The 20,302-nt window shown below is 49.4% G+C and carries 19 protein-coding genes; 4 read left to right on the plus strand and 15 right to left on the minus strand.

Features of this window, described 5'->3' with window-relative positions; translation table 11 throughout:
* Positions 1 to 95: 95 nt before the first annotated feature.
* The 3 genes from OXN25_08745 to OXN25_08755 form a co-directional block, all read right to left on the minus strand.
* On the minus strand, positions 96 to 2,009 hold the full coding sequence (locus OXN25_08745) for a BatA and WFA domain-containing protein (protein ID MDE0424940.1): 1,914 nt from the start codon (positions 2,007 to 2,009) through the stop codon (positions 96 to 98).
* A gap of 88 nt (positions 2,010 to 2,097) precedes the next feature.
* The gene (locus tag OXN25_08750) at positions 2,098 to 2,487 is read right to left on the minus strand and encodes a hypothetical protein (GenBank protein MDE0424941.1); all 390 of its coding nucleotides are present in this window, start codon (positions 2,485 to 2,487) and stop codon (positions 2,098 to 2,100) included.
* Positions 2,488 to 2,572: 85 nt separating this feature from the next.
* The gene (locus tag OXN25_08755) at positions 2,573 to 3,349 is read right to left on the minus strand and encodes a LamG domain-containing protein (GenBank protein MDE0424942.1); all 777 of its coding nucleotides are present in this window, start codon (positions 3,347 to 3,349) and stop codon (positions 2,573 to 2,575) included.
* A gap of 289 nt (positions 3,350 to 3,638) precedes the next feature.
* Between OXN25_08755 and OXN25_08760 the strand changes: the two genes are divergently transcribed.
* Positions 3,639 to 4,478: an undecaprenyl-diphosphate phosphatase gene (locus OXN25_08760; protein MDE0424943.1), complete on the plus strand. Its 840-nt coding sequence runs from the start codon at positions 3,639 to 3,641 to the stop codon at positions 4,476 to 4,478.
* On the opposite strand, the gene OXN25_08765 is transcribed toward OXN25_08760, so the two are convergent.
* The 9 genes from OXN25_08765 to OXN25_08805 form a co-directional block, all read right to left on the minus strand.
* Positions 4,427 to 5,122: a class I SAM-dependent methyltransferase gene (locus tag OXN25_08765; GenBank protein ID MDE0424944.1), complete on the minus strand. Its 696-nt coding sequence runs from the start codon at positions 5,120 to 5,122 to the stop codon at positions 4,427 to 4,429. The genes OXN25_08760 and OXN25_08765 overlap by 52 nt on opposite strands.
* A complete protein-coding gene (locus OXN25_08770) occupies positions 5,119 to 6,006 on the minus strand; it encodes a polysaccharide deacetylase family protein (GenBank protein ID MDE0424945.1) in 888 nt (295 codons plus the stop codon). The genes OXN25_08765 and OXN25_08770 overlap by 4 nt, the downstream gene beginning before the upstream one ends.
* Positions 6,007 to 6,019: 13 nt before the next feature.
* Entirely contained in the window at positions 6,020 to 7,123 is a 1,104-nt protein-coding gene (locus OXN25_08775) for a glycosyltransferase (GenBank protein ID MDE0424946.1), read from the minus strand.
* A gap of 32 nt (positions 7,124 to 7,155) precedes the next feature.
* Positions 7,156 to 8,673, minus strand: a complete 1,518-nt coding sequence (locus OXN25_08780) for a glycosyltransferase family 39 protein (GenBank protein MDE0424947.1) — start codon at positions 8,671 to 8,673, stop codon at positions 7,156 to 7,158.
* A 5-nt stretch (positions 8,674 to 8,678) separates the two neighbouring features.
* Positions 8,679 to 9,803 (minus strand): flavodoxin-dependent (E)-4-hydroxy-3-methylbut-2-enyl-diphosphate synthase, encoded by a 1,125-nt coding sequence (gene ispG, locus OXN25_08785; GenBank protein MDE0424948.1) that lies wholly within the window; start codon positions 9,801 to 9,803, stop codon positions 8,679 to 8,681.
* Positions 9,804 to 9,868: 65 nt separating this feature from the next.
* Positions 9,869 to 11,056 (minus strand): histidinol-phosphate transaminase, encoded by a 1,188-nt coding sequence (hisC, locus tag OXN25_08790; protein ID MDE0424949.1) that lies wholly within the window; start codon positions 11,054 to 11,056, stop codon positions 9,869 to 9,871.
* 345 nt (positions 11,057 to 11,401) lie between these two features.
* A complete protein-coding gene (locus OXN25_08795; GenBank protein ID MDE0424950.1) occupies positions 11,402 to 11,569 on the minus strand; it encodes a hypothetical protein in 168 nt (55 codons plus the stop codon).
* A 24-nt stretch (positions 11,570 to 11,593) separates the two neighbouring features.
* Entirely contained in the window at positions 11,594 to 12,058 is a 465-nt protein-coding gene (locus OXN25_08800) for a hypothetical protein (GenBank protein ID MDE0424951.1), read from the minus strand.
* Entirely contained in the window at positions 12,040 to 14,127 is a 2,088-nt protein-coding gene (locus tag OXN25_08805; GenBank protein ID MDE0424952.1) for a lamin tail domain-containing protein, read from the minus strand. Before OXN25_08805 ends, OXN25_08800 begins: the two co-directional genes overlap by 19 nt.
* 671 nt (positions 14,128 to 14,798) lie before the next feature.
* Between OXN25_08805 and OXN25_08810 the strand changes: the two genes are divergently transcribed.
* From OXN25_08810 to OXN25_08820, 3 genes are all read left to right on the plus strand, one after another.
* Positions 14,799 to 16,394: an AAA-like domain-containing protein gene (locus OXN25_08810; GenBank protein MDE0424953.1), complete on the plus strand. Its 1,596-nt coding sequence runs from the start codon at positions 14,799 to 14,801 to the stop codon at positions 16,392 to 16,394.
* A 312-nt stretch (positions 16,395 to 16,706) separates the two neighbouring features.
* Entirely contained in the window at positions 16,707 to 17,333 is a 627-nt protein-coding gene (locus OXN25_08815; GenBank protein ID MDE0424954.1) for a DUF1080 domain-containing protein, read from the plus strand.
* Positions 17,334 to 17,588: 255 nt separating this feature from the next.
* Positions 17,589 to 18,539 carry an aldo/keto reductase gene (locus OXN25_08820; GenBank protein MDE0424955.1) on the plus strand — a complete coding sequence of 317 codons (951 nt, stop codon included), beginning with the start codon at positions 17,589 to 17,591 and terminating at the stop codon, positions 18,537 to 18,539.
* Positions 18,540 to 18,571: 32 nt separating this feature from the next.
* On the opposite strand, the gene OXN25_08825 is transcribed toward OXN25_08820, so the two are convergent.
* The 3 genes from OXN25_08825 to mutY form a co-directional block, all read right to left on the minus strand.
* Positions 18,572 to 18,886 carry a type II toxin-antitoxin system PemK/MazF family toxin gene (locus OXN25_08825; protein MDE0424956.1) on the minus strand — a complete coding sequence of 105 codons (315 nt, stop codon included), beginning with the start codon at positions 18,884 to 18,886 and terminating at the stop codon, positions 18,572 to 18,574.
* Positions 18,864 to 19,070, minus strand: coding sequence for a hypothetical protein (locus OXN25_08830; GenBank protein ID MDE0424957.1), 207 nt, complete (start codon positions 19,068 to 19,070; stop codon positions 18,864 to 18,866). The genes OXN25_08825 and OXN25_08830 overlap by 23 nt, the downstream gene beginning before the upstream one ends.
* Before the next feature lie 64 nt (positions 19,071 to 19,134).
* Positions 19,135 to 20,223, minus strand: a complete 1,089-nt coding sequence (gene mutY, locus OXN25_08835; GenBank protein ID MDE0424958.1) for an A/G-specific adenine glycosylase — start codon at positions 20,221 to 20,223, stop codon at positions 19,135 to 19,137.
* Positions 20,224 to 20,302 lie beyond the last annotated feature (79 nt).

Here is a 20,302-nt window from a genome sequence, read left to right on the forward strand (position 1 = left end):
GTTTATCAAGACTGTAGGGCGGATGACGTATCCGCCCTTTTTTATTTTCCATCACAGACCTCTTTGTAGCGTAGGAAACCGTTAACCCACGTCCGTTACAGCCGCTCTCGGTGATAAAACCACCACTCCACAAACAAAACAATCAACGCGAGCACTGCGGGAAAACGCCACACCTCCTGCGCCATCGGTTGCAAACCGGTTTCAAGGGATGTTGAGATATTTTCCGCGTCCGCTTTTATGGTTCTGGACTGTGAGAGTGTGGACGTTGCAGTGTCCAGCAGGTTGACTGTGAACCGCTCTAATTCCCTCCCATCATGGGCGAAAAGCGTATAGACACCCACGAGATCGGTCTCAGTGAATACTGTATTGTTTACCGTGACCATCGTCTCATCAGGTTTTTGGATGCGAAACGGCATATCCGTGTTTTCCAACGCGATAACTACCTGTTCTCCGGTTTTGAATGCGTGCCGAGTCCTCCTTGTCTGAGACCCAAGGGGTTGGAGTGGGGCAACCCCTGCTTCAAACCACGCTAAGCACTGATAAACAAACAGCGGTCCCGGTATAGACACCGCGAACGTAGATATTTCTGGATTGAAGGCATCAAACTCAAAAACGAGCAATTGCGTGTCGGCTCCGGGGTTTCCGAGCCAGATTAGCGAACCCTTCTCCGTCTCAACAAGAGAATATCCCCAGATGGGTAGGTCTCGATACACAGATTCCCGCACTTGCAATCCTTGTAATGAGACATCTGCCATGAGTGGATGCGCCGCATCTGCTCTGATGACGCGGGTAGATCCGCTACTGCTCTTTACAGCCGAAGCATCGGAAACCTGAACGAACGGCAGATTGCTGCCCGGATTGATAAAGATAAGACGCGCTCGGGAAGTGACTTCAAAAGCACCGCTAAACGTCTCACGTCCAGCAGGAGTGCTACCATCAAAAACCGCTATATCGGCATCACCCGTCCCGTGATAATCTGTTGGGAGAACCACGTCTAAATCGACATGGCTTCCGTACGCACGCAGCAGCTCAGGCAGCAGGGATTTCTGATTGTCATTGACGAGTAAGATTTTCAAAGGTGATATACCCGGTAGGATTGCGGAGACACTGTTATCGAGCGAAAAATCGTCTGCTATTCCAAGGTGGACCCTGATAACCTTTCCCGCTAAACCCCTTGGATCCCCTGAAAACAGCACCGATTGGGTTGTCTCTGAAGGGATACTTATCGTTCTGTCATCAAGAGGCGCGTTTTCCACTGCCAATTGAACGTTGAATTCGCTGGAGGTCTGTGTGAAATTTTGGATACCGACCAGGATTTCGTATTGATCTTGCACGATGTCAACACTGAACAGGATGATACCCATATTTTCGGCATCTGCACCGACGGGAATTTTATGAAGTGTCAGCGGGATGTCTGGTAGGTTTTCAAAAGTATCGCTGATAAAAAAGACTTGGTCTTGTGGTGAGTCGGTGTAACGTGTTACAGCGTCAAAAACCGGACGGAGATTGCGGGGGGCGTGGATCGGTGTGATATTTTCTATGGCGCGTTGGAGTTGTGCAGTATCAGTCGTGAAGGCTTGTTGGATATAAGTGCCAGTCTCTTGCGTTACCATGAGCATGATCCCACTGCCTGCAGAGATTTGCGCAACCTGCTCCAATGCCGCCGCTTTTGCGAGCGAAAGCCGGGTCTGTCCACTTTCCTCGGACAGCATACTCGCAGAATTATCGACAATGAGAATCGCCTTTCCGGGCATGAACCCAGGTCTACGCAACGTCGGACGCGCCACGCTGCACGTAAGGAGCAGCAAAAAAAGCACTTGTAGGAGTGGGAGAAGTATATTCCGAAGCCGTTGGAACGGGACATTGGCTCTCCGATCCTCGTCGGTGGATAGCCAATGCATGATGCTCGGAACAAGGTAGGTGTAGCGGCGCAACTTCAAGAAATGCAGGAACACTACGATCGGAATTGCACCTAACAGATAAAACGCGGCAGGATTCAGAAATTGCATTATAGTCGTCAGTTTTCAGTTAAGAGACATTTGTGGCAGTGAAATAATATGTGACCACCAGATACCAACAACTGATAACTGACAACCACTACCCTTCTTTTTCTTTTAGGCTTTCCAATATTTCATCGGCTTCTTGTCTGCCAACTTCGCCGTAATCTTGCATACGTTCACACGCTGCCCGGACTTTGTCGTGTTCGTCAAGTTCCAAATAGAGATCCGCTAAATTCTTGTGCATCTCTCGAAATACGCCGGGCCAATTCCGATCGCCTTCCCTTGCAATAATACGCGTCGCATTTGTAATAGCAGTATTGACAATCTCGTCTAATTCGGCTTTCTCCTCATTTGAGATGTGAAACTCCGGCTGTTGACGTTTTTCATTATAGTCTTTGAGTTCCTTAAGTGCTGCGTCGCACTGGTTATATGTTTTTTCAATGCTCAATGCGCCCTCAAAAATCTTTGATAAAAATCCTAATTTCATAAAATCTCCTTTTTATTTTTGGTCAGGACGGCTACTCCGACAGCCGAAAGTGAACGAAGCGAACGCCCTGACCGCTGATAGCCAATTAAAAATCGGTTTTTAGTTCTCCCCAGGTCACTGCCAATTTGTCGTGTGCCTCAACAGCAAGCACCCCCGGCACGCTCAGTTCCATTGATGCTTTCACCTCGTCCTCAGTCAACGCTTTGGCGTATATGACAACCTCATCAATAACAGCATCTTCTACTTTGTGAAGATTAGGGTTTTCACCTGCCCCGATATAGATCGCTGCCTCTTTGAACTTGGGCCACTTAAAATTTTCTTTCTGTTCACCGATAAAGTCGCCGTTGACATAGATCTTTCCGTCAACACCATCAGCCACCAAAACGTAGTGATACCACTCATCTAACTCAAACTGATAATTGGCGAGGCTTTTGTCGGCGTGATGTCCGGCATCCCAGAACGGATTGAAACCCGGATTCACCATCGTCCGAAATTCGCAGCACCCTCCTGCAGCGGCTTCGATCGAGATAATCCCGTCATACGAGGCGTGTTGATGCAGGTAAAACCACGCTTCCATCGTGATTTCCGTTTTCTCGCCAATTGGTACGATAAAATCGTTCTGAGCCATCTGGACGACACCGCCGTTCAGACGGATTGCTTTGTTGAACGCTCCATCAACAAGCGAACCTTTTCCTACCAACTCCGCATCGTTGCCGTTACCGGAATCATCGGTAACTTTATTCCCACTGAGTTTATCAAAAGAGTAATAGACGAGGATGTCCGTGTCCTCGACGGCATAAGATAGGCTCACAGCAAATATACAAATTGCCGAAAGCCCGAACAGGAATAGACTTTTACGCATTTTCACACCCTCCTAAACATTTTACCAGAATTTTAACATATAACTGGCGCAGTGTCAATGCATTATACACCAATCTTGGAATTACATCAATGGGAAATGGCTATCAGCGGTCAGGGCGTTCCGCTACGCTCCACTCTCAGCACGCTGCGCTTTTCGCAATTCGGACCTTAGCAAAAGTGCGTTGTAGATATTACAAACGTCCGAACTACCACAAACCACTCTTAACTTATAACTTATAACCCATTTAATTCCCCTTGCCGGTTTGCAGATTCGGTGCTACAATAGGGTTATGACTTTTCTTGAAGCAATCCTCCTTGGCATCCTACAAGGTCTAACCGAATTCCTACCCGTTAGTAGCTCAGGACATCTCGTCTTAGCACAACAATTTCTCGGACTCAAGGAACCTCTTGTTTTCTTCGATGTGATGCTTCATGTCGGCACATTAGCCGCTGTACTCGTCGTATACCGCGATGCCATAAAGCAATTAGTGGTAGGTGGACTTTCTACGCTTGGAAACTCGCTATTGTGGAAACAGCCAAGGGTGACGCTTAGCACCGCGCCTGAACTGAAATTTATCTATTTGATACTGCTCGGTTCGATTCCGACAGGTGTGATCGCAGTGGTATTCAAGACGCAGTTAGAGTCCTTTTTCGAGGAAGTCCTGATTGTGAGTGTTATGCTAATTCTCACCGGTGCGATTCTCCAACTCCCTCGCCTTCGCAGAAAGAACGCAGCCCCTTCTGATGATTCAGTCGGACAATTGAAAGTATGGCACGCACCCCTCATCGGGATCGCACAAGGTTGCGCTATTACACCCGGTATCTCTCGTTCTGGAACGACCATCTCGTTAGCACTGTTTTTAGGGATTCCAGCAAAGACAGCGGCGGAATACTCTTTCCTACTCTCGATTCCTGCCATCCTCGGTGCAGTTGCGCTGAAGATCCGGGACCTTGAAGACACAACGATAGCAATCCACATCGTTGGTGGCGGCATGCTCGCTGCGTTTATCGTCGGTTATATCGCCTTGCGGTTTCTACTCGTCGTGCTGAACCGAGGCAAGTTCTCACACTTCTCGTACTACTGCATCGCCTTAGGGCTAATCTCCCTCTTAATCGCCTTAATCCAGTAAGTTGCGACACATCCAAGTACCCGCTTATTGTAGTGCCGCATCTTTGGGATTACACCGACACTGCTTAAAATGTCGCATATTTTTTGGTCATTTTGCAGCGTGTTTCGTATCCACTTCTTCCCAGTGCCCCGATAAATGAGACTCGCCAGATACATCTGTAGCGGTTTCAGTCTGAAACGCTTGAGGTAGCGAAGCGGGAACCCTAAACCGTGCCCAGAGATCGCCAGTGTACCACCCGGTTTTAATATACGTGCGAGTTCGGTTAAAGCAACGCTGTCATCTGGTACATGTGGCATAACGAGGAAACAGGTTACGAGATCAAAGGTCTCATCTGCAAAGGGTAAGGTAGGGAGCGCAGCACACATCAGGTGAGGTGTTTCGGCAGGCTGCTGATTTAACTGCTCGATGTAAGCACGTCCACACACCAAGAAACGCGGGTCAATATCGACACCAATAAGGAGTTCCGGGGCATCAGCAGAGAGGGCAACAAGCAGATTTCCAGGACCACAACCAACATCCAACACCCGTTTGCCAGTTCCGTCAATGCCTAACGCATCGAGTTGGCTGCGTGTTGTGCCTCGTTCCAATTCGCGATAAGCGTTCTGAATGTAGGCAGCGTGCCATTTTGTCAATTCGTTTTTCATCTGCGCCACAATAGGGAAGTCACCCATCTGCTAAACCGTTGCGGAATCGTTGTCAGTTCCGCACGGAAAAGAGTGAGTCCAGCAGTATCGGTAATCGGAACGGCTTTCAGCTGATACGGCGAGGTGTCTAACGTGTTCCATCCAATCTCGGTTGTCCGAGCGGAACGGAACCCACTTGTCTTCACAATCTCAACCTCGCGTTCGGTATAGTCGCCGTTTGGATAACTGAAATGCGAACATTCAATCCCCAAAATCCCTTCCAAATCCGTTTTACTTCCGAGAATCTCCTGCTTACACTCCGTTTCTGTGCAGCGCGGTAGAATTGGATGGAACTGGGTGTGGGGTTGGAAGTCAACGTGCACTACCATCTCTTTGATTTCAGACATGTTGAGGGCTTGTCTGTCTGGATATACTTTTTCGGGTTCAAAATCGGCTGTATTTTTGAGATGTGCTAATCGTTCTGCGTTCGAGAGTCTTTTGAGTCGCTCTTTCTCCGCCTTAGATTGTCCGTCTACTTTAAACCAGAAATGCCGGTGTGTATTGATAATCTGTGTGCAGGCATAGAGTGTCGGACGCAGCTGGTATTGTTTGAAAATCGGCAAAAGTTCAAAATTTCCGGCATGTCCGTCGTCAATTGTAATCACAACACTTTTCGGAGGAATCTCTGAGAAATCGGATCGCTGGATTGCTGCCACCAGTGTATCCAGTGAAATAAGCGTGTAGTGGCGAGAGAGGAAGGCGATATGTCTCGCGAAAACCGCGGGTTTCGGATCGTGATACAGGAGGATAGCAACCTGATTCCGACGCACCCACTCTCGAATGAAAACAGGTATACCCAATAGACACACGACGAAGGCGACTACATTTTTAAGGAAACCCCGCATTTATTAACCCACCCTATTGTTCCGATAAAAATTGTCGATAAATATCTTCTAACTTCCGCATAGATTCCGCACTATCAAACTTTTGCTGGATCGTTGCGCGAGCGTTTCTGCCCAACTCCCTCGCAAAGTCAGGTTGCGTCAACACCCAATCCACTGCTGCTGCCAACGCCTCTGGATTTTGTGGTGGGATCCGAATACCGTTCTCCCCGCTCTCAATCAAGTCTGTGATACCACCGACATCTGACACTATACACGGCATCCCGACCCCCATCGCTTCAATCAATGCATTCGGTGAACTCTCATGCAGCGACGGTAGCACAAAGACATCCGCCGTCAAAAGCACAGAGAAGACATCTTCACAGAAACCTGGGAATTTGATATGCTCCGAAAGTCTGTGCTTTTCTGTAAGTGCGCGAAGTTCTGCCTCTAATTCTCCATCACCGAGAAACGTGCATCGCCATGGCGTCTCTTTTGGATCAAGCAGACACAATGCCTCAATCAGATAGCGATGTCCCTTTTCAGGGGCAAAGCGTCCGACACTTACGATTGACTTCTCGCGGGTATCGTCTCGGTGTTGTTGAGACCATTCTTCGGTGGGTAATTCTATTAGATTGGGAATGCTAAGAATCTGTTTGTCTGGATAGCGTTGATGAAGATGCCGTTCAATTTGTGCGGAATTCGTTAGGAGAATATCGGCGGGATTGTAGATAAGTTTTTCTGTCAGCCAGAGCCGGAATTTGCTGTACCTCGCGTGGTAATCACCGCGCTGTGAGGCAATGAACGGCACTTTACGCCAAAGGCCGCATTTCCGCGAAAGTCCGCAGAGGAAATTGGAATACCACAACCAACTGTGTACGATGTCCGGTTTTATTGAATTGACAATACCACCGAGGGCAAACGCCTTTTCCAGTAATCGCTTCGGTCTATTTTCACCCGTCAGCGTAGCGACATCCCGAACACAGGACATTTCAAGGAGTTCGGACACACGTTCCCCTTCAGCACGGCTTAGTACGACGTACGCCTCATACCGTTCAGGTGGCAACCGGTCCAAAGTTTTGAGTAATTGCGATTCGGCACCGTCTTTTGTCATAGAGTCGATGACGTAAAGAATTCGCATAAAGATCGCTATTCGCGGTTCGCGGTTCGCTATCACCAATATGTATAAAGCAGCACTTCTCCAACGATGAGTTGCACCGTGAGGATACCCCCAACCCAATAGAGATCGGATAGCGAGCGATCTACAAGGTGTTTGGCGACAGGAATCACGAAAAACGGCACCATGAAGATCCAGATGCGCTCAACCTCCATCGTAAACAGGGTGGAAAATGTGAAAAAGAGGAGTGTTATCAGGAAACCGATGACGAAGCCGTCTAATTTTTCATGACGGAGTATCCAAGGAGTACGCGGGTCATAACGCTCTTGTACCGATGAGAGTGCCTCCCGTCGCCATTCCGTTATTGCGGATACGACCTGTCGGAGCCAAACAGTCGTTATCGGAAGCCCTACGCCAATGAGGAAAGCGAATAGGTTGGCGAAGCTCAGGTGAAGATAACGTGAGAGGCTTTCGTAACCCGTCCCCATCCCCATCTCATCTTTTGCAATAGCTGCCACGAGTGCCTCAATCGGACGAAATCCCGTCAAGACAAAAAGGAGTAAGTAGAATCCGACGAACCCGGCAGCTGCGAACAGCAAAACCTTCAGATACTGTACAAACCGCTTTCGTTCCAGCAACGGGATAATACAGAGAAAAACACCGACGACAACCGTTGAATACGTCATGAACATTCCGAGTGCCAGTGAAAGTCCTGTTAGCAAACTATAAGGACGAAATTCGTGCCACGTTTGGTCGGGTAAGACCTCCCGCGCTCGCGCCTCATAAAAGAGGTAGACGCTGAGAATTGGGAAAACACTGAATGGACCGTCCATTGATGTACCGGTGAACATCACGAAGTTCGGGGTGATAAGGAAAAGGAGAAGCGCATAGCGAGCGACCTTTGTACCATAGAGCCGTTCGCCGAGGTAATAGATCGGTATCACCGCAAGCGCAGTGAAGATAATTGAAATTAGGGATGCCGATACAAGATTGTAACCGAAAATCTTGCTAAAGAACCATAAGAAAAGCACGCCCCCCGGCGGATGCGTGCGTGTGTGACCTGAGAGTGTATCAAATAATTCCGGTTTGCTATAATCTCGTAGAAATGCGCGGAGTCCGAGTTCATCAACCCGTGGCACATCGCCGTAATACTCCAACGAAGTTCGCGTATACGGCTCCAAAAGCCCTAAGACTCGGTTGGTCTCGCCTTCTTTTTCAATCTCGCGGTAGCCATCAATCAGTGCAACGCTAACGTTAATCGCAACGAAACAGATAACCGCTATCCAGATTAAACGTCGCACAGACACACCTGAAAGCAGATACTTGTGGCAGAGATACAAAAAACCGACACACACCACGATAGCAGGCAATACCCATAAACTCAAGTCGAAGCTCGGTTCAGCGTAAAGTGGGACAATGTGCGTTCTATACCGCACTGCACCGAGATTGACGGCTGTCTCACGCATGCAGTAAAATAGGAATAGGTGGTAGACACAGAAAAATAGCGCGAGCAACCCAATCTGAAAAGGGATTAATCGAACTGCTTTTTGGATAGACTGCCAAAGATTGTTCATTTTCTTTATGAGACGGTTTCGCTCTGAGTTGCCTGCAACTGCTGTGCGGCTTCTAACAATGCGTTTGCTAAAAATTCAGGATTAACTTCATCTCTGCCGCGGAACGTGCGCACTCGCTCGCCACGGACCTTCAGGACAGCAAGTTCTCTGCCCCCTAAATGGATACCTACCTCAGCATTGCGCGTTTCACCCGGTCCGTTAACCTCACACCCCATCACGGCTACCGGAATCTTTATGCCGTGTTTCTCCAGAAGTTCCTCAGCAACCGCAACGATGTTCTCATAATCCGCACTGGGATCGCCACGACCGCAGAACGGACAAGAGACGACATCCAGCATATCCGATGCCATGCCAAGTGCTCGCAGGAGTTCTTTCGCAGTCAGTACCTCTTCGACGGGGTCTCCTGTAATTGAGATGCGGATGGTGTCCCCGATCCCCTCTTGCAAGAGCGTCCCAATACCGAGGGTCGATTTGACGTGCGCCCGCCGCGGTGTTCCGGCTTCTGTTACACCGAGATGCAATGGGTACGGGATTTTCGCTGAAAGTTGACGGTTCGCTTCTATCATCCGAAGCGGATCGCTCGACTTAACGGAGATGGCGATGTCTCTGAAGTCGTGAGCTTCGCAGATGTTGACGTGCCGCATCGCACTCTCTACCAATGCCTCGGCTGTTGGAGACGGGTATTTTTCTAACAGATCCTTTTCGAGCGATCCCTCATTTACGCCGATACGTATCGGGATATTCGCCGCTTTTGCTGCAGACAGCACCTCTGAAATCCGTTCTTCGCTACCGATGTTTCCCGGATTGATACGAACTTTTGCCACTCCCGCATCGACTGCAACGAGGGCATATCGGTAATTGAAATGGATATCCGAGACGATCGGGACCGGTGCCCGCCGGACAATCGTAGAGAGTGCCTTCGCGTCCGGCTCTTCAGGCACAGCGACGCGGACAATCTGCGCCCCTGCCTCGGCACACCGCTCTACTTGTGCTAATGTAGCGTCTATGTCGTGGGTCAGGGTCGTCGTCATCGTCTGGATAGAGATGGGATTACCGTCACCGATCGGGATATTGCCTACCATAATTTTTCGGGTAGGTCGTCTGTTATTGAGTTGTATGAGTTGTTTCATATTTTTTGGCTGTCGGCTATCAGCCATCAGTAAATCGTCTTGACAGTTGCGATAGTTTGTAATACTCACAACGCGTTACTGACTGCTGACTGCTGACTACTATTTTGCAAACTACGCTCCAGAGATGTGATAAATCTTTTATTTTCTTCTTGTGTCCCAATCGTTACGCGTATCGCATTCGGATAGCCGTAGCCCCCGATAGGTCGGACGATGACCCCTTTTTGCAGTAACGCATCGGCAACCTCTGTTCCTAACTGCTCCAAGTGCAACATGATAAAGTTGCCTTCGGTTTGTGTATAACGGAGTCCCATGTCATCAAACGCTTCATAGAGGAAGGTTTTTCCAGCAGTGTTGCTCGCTTGGCTCTTTTTGACATGCGCGGTATCCTTAAGTGCAGCACGCGCCGCCGCCTGTCCCACCAGACTACAATTGAAGGGCTGCCGAACCCGATTCAGCGTCTCAACTAACGCAGGGGGTGCGATACCGTAACCGATACGGAGTCCAGCGAGTCCATAGATTTTGGAAAACGTCCGAGTAATGATAAAATTCCGTCCCCCTAAGACATAAGGCAGCGTCTGCGGATAGTCGGAACGCAGGACATATTCATAGTACGCCTCATCAAAGACGACAAGCACATCGTCTGGCACCTGTTCCATAAACGCCGCTGTCTCCTCGGCAGTGACCATTGTGCCGGTAGGGTTGTTCGGATTTGCCACGAAGATAACTTTCGTCTTACGGGTGATTGCGCCTACCATAGCCGAGAGGTCGTGTGTGTCGTTCTGCATCGGCACGACAACGGCTCTCGCGCTACACAACTTCGTTACGAGACTATAGACGACGAACGCGCCCGCTGCGTAGATAACCTCATCATTGGGTGCAAGGTACGCTTCAGCAATGAGTTGCAGCACATCGTTTGAACCGTTTCCTAAAATCAGATGCTCAGCAGAAATCCCCAGATGCGCCGCCAGATCATTTTTGAGATAGAAGGCGTTGCCGTCGGGATAGAGGTGCACCTGTGCCGTGCTCTCAGCAATCGCCTGTAGTGCCAACGGCGATGGACCCAGCGAGTTTTCGTTAGATGCGAGTTTGATAATATCCGTGATGCCCAACTCGCGTTGGACCTCTTCAATCGGTTTCCCTCCCTGATACGGTTGAATTGTCTCAATACTGGGTTTCGGTCTGAGCATAATGGTTGTAGTAGAGTAGCCATGTCGATAGCGTGTGCCAAAGCGATTCAGTTTCGGTCTGAGCATAATGGTTGTAGTAGTCTGTCCAGTCTAAAATTGGAAGTAGTTTCGTTTGTAGTAGGGCAATTTATTGCCCGTTGTTACGCGGAGGACGTGCGATAAATCGCACTACTACCAACGAATTCACCTACAATTCAAAGGTGGACAATCCAATAGGTTATCTTTTTTTATACGCTTGTGTCTGTTGAACGCGCTCAAATACGATTTTATTATAACACACGGTTCGCTTTTTTCAAAAGGTTTTTTAATAGTCGTCAGCGATTAGCAGTCAGCCGTCAGGGCACTGCGCTTTCAGTCGTCAGCATTGTCCCGCAAGTCCACACGCGACTTGCGTAGGCAAAGACGCAAGTGTTACCACACACCCCTTTTCTTTACTGACCGCTGAAAGGGTTTCGGAGACGGGGAATGCCCTAAGGCATTCATACCGTTGATTTCCCGCCCTGACGGCTGACGGCTATAAAAAAACAGGGCAGCGAACCGAAGTCCACTGCCCTGATAGGTTAGTTCACTTATTTTCATCCCTGAACAACCTTGGTGTCTGACCTATTTGCCAAACGATTTTAGCTCCGCCCAATGCGTTGTAAGTTTACCACCCGCACTGACGTTTCCACGTAAGTGTGTCGTGCGCAAGGTCGTGCGTTTGCCATCAAGAGAAACATCCTCAATCTGGTAGTAGTAAACACCGTTGGGTTTCGCAGTTGTATCTGTGTAGGTATACATACGCTTTTCAGAAGTGGTGCCGTGTCCGGGAACAATGCCTTTGACGTTGATGACCTGGAACGCACCGTCTTTGGTTTCACTTCGCAGGATGTTAAAGCCAGCATTGTTCAACTCAGATTCGGTGACCCATGTAATCACGACTGCGCTTGTTGCTTTGTCGCGCACGGGACGGAAACTGGAGAGTGCGATGGGTAAGGGGCTGCCTTCCCGATGTCCGGGTGACCCGACATCATCGCGGTGTCCGTAGTAGCTCCCGACGCTCTGTGCCGTTATCCACGAGGCTGCCATCGTGCCATCATTCGCGTCATCGGGTGTGCCATCAAAAGCACACTCTTGCGTGCCGAGAGACCGAGTGCGTTGCGGTGCTTCTGATACAGGTTATAGACGCGGTGGGACACCACATCACTCGCACTGCTACGGTCAGAGACCAACAACAGCGTCTGGTTCGGCAGAATCACAGAAGTGCCATCAAACGTGAACTTCGCATCGACGTAAGACTCGACATCCGGGTCAATGTTGCGAATCTCCAGTTCCCAATCCCCGTTGAGATGTGCCGATTCCGTGAAGGAAGAGTTGTAGAGTTCTATCCACTGCGTGAGATTGCCGTTGTCACCGGCATCATACATAATCTCACTGATAACGACTTTACCCATAATGTCGGCGGGGTTTGCCTTCCGGGCGTTGTTGGCATACCCCGGCGTTCCGGGTGCGATTGCCATATCTACATTCGGGTCATACCCCAAACCGTTGACGGCACCGTCCTTACGCCAGTGGTCTTTCTCTGAACGCTGTGCACCCGTCTTCTGCTCGATACGCGCATACGTCATACCGGCGTTACGAGGTATGCTACTGTTAGCACCACCCCAGTCATTCGCATCAATCCTTTCTGTATTGATGTCAGCGTTCGCAATGGCGACACTCCATCCTTTCAAAGGCCAGGCATCCGAGACATTCGCCTGCTCAATGAACTGATTACCGGCGATGTCTACGATCCCTTCGTGGTTGGTTCTATCGTTGCGGTTTCTGAGAACAAGCAGGAAATCGTCAGCAGGCATCCACTCGTCATCACCACCATTCACAACGATATACAGCTGCTGTGCACCTGCTGGGAACTTGTCGCTGTTGGTATCATGGAGATCCATACCACCCACCAAGACGCTATCGGCGGGATCCCGATTCGTGATGACCAAGAAACCACCCCCAGGAATGCTCGTGCCCTTATCAGGAATCGAAAAGACCGTCCGCTGTAACCTGTCTCCATCAGCATCCTCATAAGCAGCGTGCATCGTCCATTTTTTGACTTCTTGTGCAGCACTACCGGTGTTATGAAGTTCAATCCACTGGAGCCTGTCTGAGTTGTAAATCTCGTTGATGATGACGGAAGTGCCGGGAAGCGAGGCGGGTGCTTTACTTTGCGTCGCAATACCACCTTCATCCTGCTGAACCGTCCCCGGTGTGCCGATGAAATTACCCGACATATTGATACGTCCGACGGATGCGACCCACTGACTGCTATCGGTGCCGTCCCCGAATCTGTGTTCGCCGGCTTTGCTATTGGGATCATGAGCCGTGTAGGCAGTTTTATCAGCGTTCGTGCTACGCTTGCGGTACATGGAGACGAGATTTTTCACGGGATGTTTGCCATCCGCAGACGCTGATGTCCGACCACTCTGACCGGGCGGCTCCCATCTGGAACCAAAACGGTTGATAACACTCACACGGTCAACGACGGTGAAGGTGCGAGCACCTAATGCATCAGCTGGAACCTCAGTATGAACACCGGGGCCCTTCCGATCAAGTATCACTTTATCGCGCTCAACCCGTTTGTTTGCGGTAAACAGAAGACGAAGATCATCCCTATCCGCAGAAGCCTCTGCCACTTTTAAGGCAGCACCTGGGTTGTAGACTTCAATCCATTGAGCAACCACTGGATCCGGATTGTCATCACTATTTACCCCAGCAGCATCTGTTCCCCACATGATTTCGGTGATAACGAGGCGATGCAGCAGGTCTTTCTCCGTTTGACCTTCTGCTGGTGTTCCCGCCAGACCTTCGCGTTGTTCCAGCAGGAGCTCAATCGTGCCACCGAATTCAAAGAGGTCAGCCAGATTTGGAAAAGCGCCACTAAGTGCTGGAAACGTAGATATAGCATGAGGGCCCAGATCGCTGAGGAGCCCGTTGTTATCAATGGATGCCCGAAGAATGGAGAACTGTTTTTCTCCAAGGTGTTGCGCTGCTGCAGTAGGATTACCATTATGGAGATCCCTACTAAGTCTCATCGTTTGCGCGAGTGCTGTGCCTGATACGAATACCAACATTAAAACTAAAACTAAAGAAAATGTCATTTTTGACGACATCTGTTATTTTCCTCCATTTATTGTAACAAAAATAGCCTGCAACGTCCGACTTGTAAGGGAATAAAGTCGCACGGGCAGGCGTGAAGAGAGCAGCACGACGGCATTCACCGCTGTGGCTGTCGTGTGAAGTAATTGATTTCGTAATCTACTTATGAGATATAAAGTGGGGGGGGGGGAGTAATCCTTCGTAGACACCCAACGTTTACATTGCCAAGACGCTTAACAGGAACATCCTCTGAAAATCCACACAACATCCGGAGCTCCATCCAAAAGTGGAACCCACAGTCGGTTGCGGATTTGACAGTGGCTTTAAGGAGAGACAGAACGCGTCTGTTCATGAACGTTACCCCGAAAAGAAAAAGTTGCGGAAAGTGCTTCCGACGTTTGTCGCGTCTCCTATTCGGTTGTGCACATTTATACACAGCCTGACAGGAAACCGTGCTGCCAAGATGGCGAGTTGGGTTAGGGTTATAATAGGGCGATTTCGCAATTATCACTAAAATACCAATTAAGTCTATTTGTAACCAAATTATATGCTATTTTCAGAAAAAAAGCAAATTATTTCCATAAAAATTGCTAATTTTGTTTGAAAAGGACATACTGAGAACACAATTGACTTTCGCGCCCAGGTATGATAGAATGCTTTGCATCCGAAAGCACAGGAGAAAGATATGAGACGATTTGGAACACAAGGTCCCGTCAATCCTAAAGATAATTACGTCGTCGCTCGCAGTGAAGAACTTACTGATTTCATCGCCCGCGTTAAGGAGGGACGCTATATCGTCCTCTTTGCCCCGCGACAGACAGGGAAAACCACGTTTTTCCAAGATGCTCTCAAAATACTCATGAACGAAGGGAACGACTATTTTCCGATACAGCTCAATTTCGAGGAGTACGAATACATCACACCCGCCGAGTTTTACGACTCTCTTTGTAGAGAGATTTGTAGAGAAATTCAGAAGGTTTTTCAAGAACGCAGCGAACCCTTCTCACAGGAACTCAGCGATTTTTTGGCGAACGCGCAGATGACCAACCACATCTCAATGCGTGAATTCTTTGAACAATTCGCCACATTAGAAGAAAATCAGCAAGTTATTCTGATTGTTGACGAATTTGATGGCATTCCACGGGACGCTCTTAACGGTTTCCTCCGCTCGCTCCGCCGGATATATCTCACGGAACGCGAAAGTCGCTCTCCGTACAGCGTCGGTATTGTCGGCGTTAAAAACATCACACAACTCAATTACGACCGCTCCATCTCACCATTCAACATACAGGATGAATTTACACTCCCAAACTTCAGCCTGGCGCAGGTGCATGAGCTCCTGGCACAATACACCGATGAAGTCGGGCAGCAATTCGCGCCCAAAGTCGTTGAAATGATTCACAAACAGACAGCAGGTCAACCTTTCCTCGTCAATAGGTTCGCGCAGATTCTCACTGAGGAACTTGACATTCCGAAAACCGAAACGATTCAGGAGGCTCACTTCTCAGAAGCACACGAGCAACTCTTGGTGGAGCGAAATACCAATATTTCACATCTGATTACAAACGTACGTAGAAATCCCCGTTTTGAACAGACACTTATGCGTATAGCCTTTTACCAAGAAAGTAGACGCTTCAATTTTGACAATGAGATTATCAGTGAGTTAGCAACTTATGGTATCATCGGGGCAGATGAGGACGGAATGTGTCAGATCATTAATCCAATCTATCTACACCGAGTTTTGCAAGCATTCCAACCGCTTATAAACGGACTTGAGGACGAGTACTTCTCCCAGGACGGGCCCGCTGACTTTTCGGAATACATGACCCCGACTGGGCAGCTCCAGATGCAGGTGCTTATCGAAAACTTTAAGGACTTCATCGCACGCGCCGGTTATAGGATACTCCAAGTCCCCGATACACCAAAAGAATTCGTTGGGCAATACCTCCTCTTCGCATATCTTGATGAGTTCGTGAAAATCGTCGGTGCGACTATGTATTTAGAAGTTCCAACGGGTAGAGGGAGAGCTGATCTTGTCATCTCACACAGCGGACAGACGTTCATCGTCGAAACGAAAGTCTGGCGAAGCGAGCGCGGTTATCAGGCAGGCAAACAACAACTATCAGCATATCTGAAATCGGAAGGGGCGGCAGAGGGGTATTATGTCGTGTTCGATTACCGCGAAAATGCGGAACCGAGAGTGGAAAGGGATACGGTGGATGATTGCACAATCCATTGTTATGTTATCCCTGTCCTTCAAGCACCCCCTTCACAGGTGTGATAACGTATGAGTGGCTGTCATCGGGAAAGAATCATAAGCCTAATCCTCCTTGGATGCCCGAACTTGTTCGGGAGATATAAAAGAAAGCTTTTGACAAAAACGCAATTTCCGTTAAAATAATGAAAAAATTCTCATTTTTACAACATTATTGATTTGCGCATGCATACGAGGTTTGAGTATTTAATCAGGTAATTCCTGAACGTGCGATAAATCGCACTACTACGAACCGGCCTGTTTGTAGTAGGGCAATTCATTGCCCGTCGTTTACCTAATTTATTTTTTCATCTTCATTAGCATGCGAAAGGAAAACTCATGGCACAAACACCCCCAGAATCAGCAGTCATCCTTTTTGACGGTACAGACCTCAGCAACTGGACGAGCTTAGATGGGAGCGAACCGAGTTGGAAAGTGGAAGACGGACAAATGCTGGTCATCCCCCGCGCGGGCGATGTCATCAGCAAGGAAACCTTTACCGACCACTTCCTCCATGTCGAATTCAGATGTCCCGATATGCCCGAAGCGACAGGTCAAGCGAAAGGCAACAGTGGTGTGTTCCTCCAAGGTAGGTATGAAGTCCAGGTCTTGGACTCCTACGGCATCGAAGTCCCAGGGAAAGGCGACTGCGGCGCAATTTACAACCAATTCGCACCGCTCGTTAACGCCTGTAAACCCCCGCTTGAATGGCAAACCTACGATGTCGCTTTCCGGGCACCGCGCTTCAACGATGCGGGTGAGATGACGGAAGGTCCGCGTATAACCGTCGTCCAAAACGGCTTGGTCATCATTAACAACGCCCAACTCGCCAGTACTACGGGTGGCAGCATCGACTCAGAACTGGCACAACCAGGTCCGCTCCGTCTGCAGGATCACGGCAACGACGTTAGGTACCGGAACATCTGGGCAGTCCCGCTTCCACTTGAAGGCTCGGATAAGTATTAATAGGCTGTCAGCATTGTCCCGCAAGTCCACACGCGACTTGCGTAGGGCGTTCCGCTTCGCGAATCAGAATCAACGGTATGAAGCCCGTATGGGCTTCCCCGGGTATGAATGCCTTAATGGCATTCCCCGCACTCTCAGTTGTCAGTCACTCGCGTATATGGTGGGTAAAAACGTTTCTGACTGCCACACGACTTAACTGACCGCTGATTGCTGAAAGCGTAGCGACCTGACCGCTAACGAATAGAGAGGATTTTTATGACAAACCAAGCTTTACCGACAATTCCGAGACGACGGTTGGGACGCACGGAACTGAGTATCCCCGTCATCCCATTCGGCACACAGGGGTTCGGAAACAACTTCGGCTTCGTTTCTGATGAAGACGCTGTGGCACTCGTTAAACACTCGGTGTCTATCGGAGTTAACCACTTCGATTGTGCGCGTTGCTATGGCGATTCAATGCGGAAACTTGGATTGGCACTCAAGGAGATTCCGCGCGAGGATGTCATCATTACCGGAAGGCTCTGTTGTCATTCCGCAGCAGAGTGGGGTGGCTACGGCGAAGGCAGACCCGACTATTCTGCTGAACGCGCCATCGCTGACCTCGAAAGCCAACTTGAACTCCTCGGCACAGACTACTTTGACGGTATGCTCATCCACGATCCCGGCGAAATCGATCCGACGCTCGAAAAGGGCGGCACACTCGACGGTTTGCTTCAGTGTAAGGCGCGTGGACTCGTGCGGTTCCTCGGCTACGGGATGCGTCCCCACGACTTCCACCTCAAGGCAATGGCGACTGGCGATGTCGATCTCATCTTGTGCTTCAACGATTACAACCTCGTCCGACAGACCGCAGCAGACGACATTCTACCTGCCGCCGCTGAAGCCGATATCGGTGTGATGAACGGGTGGTCTATCCTGCGTGGTATCCTCACAGGCGTTGATATTGACGCTGAAATCGCAAGGGGACGTTGGCGCAACGACGGCGATGTGCCGCGTGCCAGAGAGATTTGGAAGTGGTGTCTCGAAGAAGATATTAACTTGCTCCAGCTCGCGCTCCAGTTCTGTCTCCGAGAAGAGCGGATTCAGGGTAATAATATTGGGAATCTGAACGTCGAGCAGCTTGAGGCAAACGTCCGTGCTGCGAGTACGCCTTTACCTGATGAGGTATGGGAAAAGTACGAGGCACGGTTTGGATCAGACAATTAGCGGTTGGCGATTATCTACGTGAGTCCTATTTGTTAGAGTTTTAGCCATTGACGCACAGCATCTTCAACCACGGATAATTGCTCAGGCTGGAGATTCCCCAATTTTCTTAAGAACTTCGCTTCTGAGACTGTGACTATACTTTGTGCGTCGAAAACACCAGTGTCCAGAAATCTCGTTCTTATAGGGATTTCAAACCTTGAGCCACGCGTGCTTGTTGTATGTGTCACAACCGTGACAAGTGCGCGGTCCTTGATGCGGGCGGCTATGCTGATAACGAGGCAAGGTCTGACTTTGGCGACCATTCCGAGATCAACTAACCAGACTTCACCTCGATTTTGTCTTGGCATCCGCCGCCTCCATTTTGTCATGTTCAACAAAAAGTGCGTCAGCAATTTCCGTGAGTGCCTCATCCGTCAAAGGCGGAATATCCAATGAAGTTACCTGTTTTATGATTTCGGAGGCAATCGTGTGTTTTTCTATCTCAGGAAGTTGGTTGAATGCTTCCAATATGTTTTCTAAGCTTGCTTGCATCGGTGACCTCTATGTAGCAAAGATATACCATTTATCTAAATTATATACGACCCTCTGACGAAATTCAAGGCTTTCTTTGTATGTATTCTTTAAACTTATGTGTCGCACGCGGGAGCGGATAATCACCTAACGTCTCAATCTGAATCCACTTCGCATCCCGTGGTCCATTCAGCACAACCTTACCCGACTGATAATCGCACACAAAGACATCCACGACTATCTTGAAATGCGTGAAAGCGTGTCTCACACGGGTGAGGTATTTTATATCGCTGACAGAAAGATTAACGACCTCTCTGATGTTCCGAACGCACGCTGCTTCAGCGGTCTCACCTTCAGCAATCTCACCCCCCGGGAACTCCCAGAGTCCACCGAGCAGCCCGTTAAGCTGTCGCTGTGTAATGAGAACCTCGTTCCCTCTGTAGATGACCCCGACAGCAACGCGATGTTCCGGCACAGGTTTCGTCTCGCGACGTTTCGGGAACTCGTCTTGACGTGCCGTCTGGAACGCCTCACAAAACGCATTCACAGGACAGATGAGACAGGTCGGCGATTGCGGACGACACACAGTGGCTCCCAACTCCATCATCGCCTGATTAAAAAGTCCGGGGGCCTGTTGATCCAAGAGTTTATCTGCGCGCGCCTGAAACCGTTTCGCTGACTTCGCATCGTTAACCGGTGCATCCATCAGGAACAGACGCGCCACCACGCGTTTGATATTCCCGTCCACAGCGGCATAAGGTTCATTAAAGGCGATGCTCTGCACCGCCGCCGCGCTGTAATCGCCGACACCGGGTAATTTCCGAAAGGTTGCATAGTCCCGCGGAATCTTGCCATCCAACTCGTTCACAATAACCTGTGCGGCTTTGTGGAGGTTCCGCGCTCTGGCGTAATACCCCAAACCTTCCCAGACCTTCAGTACATCTTGGAGCGGCGCGGCTGCCAAGTGCTGCACGTCAGGAAACCGGTCGATGAACCGTTCATAGTAGTCTACAACCTTCTTGACCTGCGTCTGTTGGAGCATCACCTCCGAAACCCAGATGTAGTATGGGTTATCTGTGTTCCGCCACGGCATCTCGCGCTGGTAGTCTCCGAACCAGTTCAGCAGTGCGTCTCGGAAGTCTTGGAGGTGTTGGGTTAACGGTTTTTTGTGCATATTCATTCATCTGAATCGCGGATTATACGGATTACACGGATTACACGGATTTTGGGCATCCTTGTCTTTTACGTCTCTT

The sequence above is a fragment of the Candidatus Poribacteria bacterium genome (genome assembly GCA_028820845.1).
Classification (GTDB): Bacteria; Poribacteria; WGA-4E; order WGA-4E; family WGA-3G; genus WGA-3G.

Coding starts and splice junctions, on each gene's coding strand:
- OXN25_08745 (MDE0424940.1), bottom strand. CDS start 2,009: ATGCAATTTCTGAATCCTGCCGCGTTTTATCTGTTAGGTGCAATTCCG.
- OXN25_08750 (MDE0424941.1), bottom strand. CDS start 2,487: ATGAAATTAGGATTTTTATCAAAGATTTTTGAGGGCGCATTGAGCATT.
- OXN25_08755 (MDE0424942.1), bottom strand. CDS start 3,349: ATGCGTAAAAGTCTATTCCTGTTCGGGCTTTCGGCAATTTGTATATTT.
- OXN25_08760 (MDE0424943.1), top strand. CDS start 3,639: ATGACTTTTCTTGAAGCAATCCTCCTTGGCATCCTACAAGGTCTAACC.
- OXN25_08765 (MDE0424944.1), bottom strand. CDS start 5,122: ATGAAAAACGAATTGACAAAATGGCACGCTGCCTACATTCAGAACGCT.
- OXN25_08770 (MDE0424945.1), bottom strand. CDS start 6,006: ATGCGGGGTTTCCTTAAAAATGTAGTCGCCTTCGTCGTGTGTCTATTG.
- OXN25_08775 (MDE0424946.1), bottom strand. CDS start 7,123: ATGCGAATTCTTTACGTCATCGACTCTATGACAAAAGACGGTGCCGAA.
- OXN25_08780 (MDE0424947.1), bottom strand. CDS start 8,673: ATGAACAATCTTTGGCAGTCTATCCAAAAAGCAGTTCGATTAATCCCT.
- ispG (MDE0424948.1), bottom strand. CDS start 9,803: ATGAAACAACTCATACAACTCAATAACAGACGACCTACCCGAAAAATT.
- hisC (MDE0424949.1), bottom strand. CDS start 11,056: ATGCTCAGACCGAAACTGAATCGCTTTGGCACACGCTATCGACATGGC.
- OXN25_08795 (MDE0424950.1), bottom strand. CDS start 11,569: ATGAAAATAAGTGAACTAACCTATCAGGGCAGTGGACTTCGGTTCGCT.
- OXN25_08800 (MDE0424951.1), bottom strand. CDS start 12,058: ATGGCAGCCTCGTGGATAACGGCACAGAGCGTCGGGAGCTACTACGGA.
- OXN25_08805 (MDE0424952.1), bottom strand. CDS start 14,127: ATGTCGTCAAAAATGACATTTTCTTTAGTTTTAGTTTTAATGTTGGTA.
- OXN25_08810 (MDE0424953.1), top strand. CDS start 14,799: ATGAGACGATTTGGAACACAAGGTCCCGTCAATCCTAAAGATAATTAC.
- OXN25_08815 (MDE0424954.1), top strand. CDS start 16,707: ATGGCACAAACACCCCCAGAATCAGCAGTCATCCTTTTTGACGGTACA.
- OXN25_08820 (MDE0424955.1), top strand. CDS start 17,589: ATGACAAACCAAGCTTTACCGACAATTCCGAGACGACGGTTGGGACGC.
- OXN25_08825 (MDE0424956.1), bottom strand. CDS start 18,886: ATGCCAAGACAAAATCGAGGTGAAGTCTGGTTAGTTGATCTCGGAATG.
- OXN25_08830 (MDE0424957.1), bottom strand. CDS start 19,070: ATGCAAGCAAGCTTAGAAAACATATTGGAAGCATTCAACCAACTTCCT.
- mutY (MDE0424958.1), bottom strand. CDS start 20,223: ATGCACAAAAAACCGTTAACCCAACACCTCCAAGACTTCCGAGACGCA.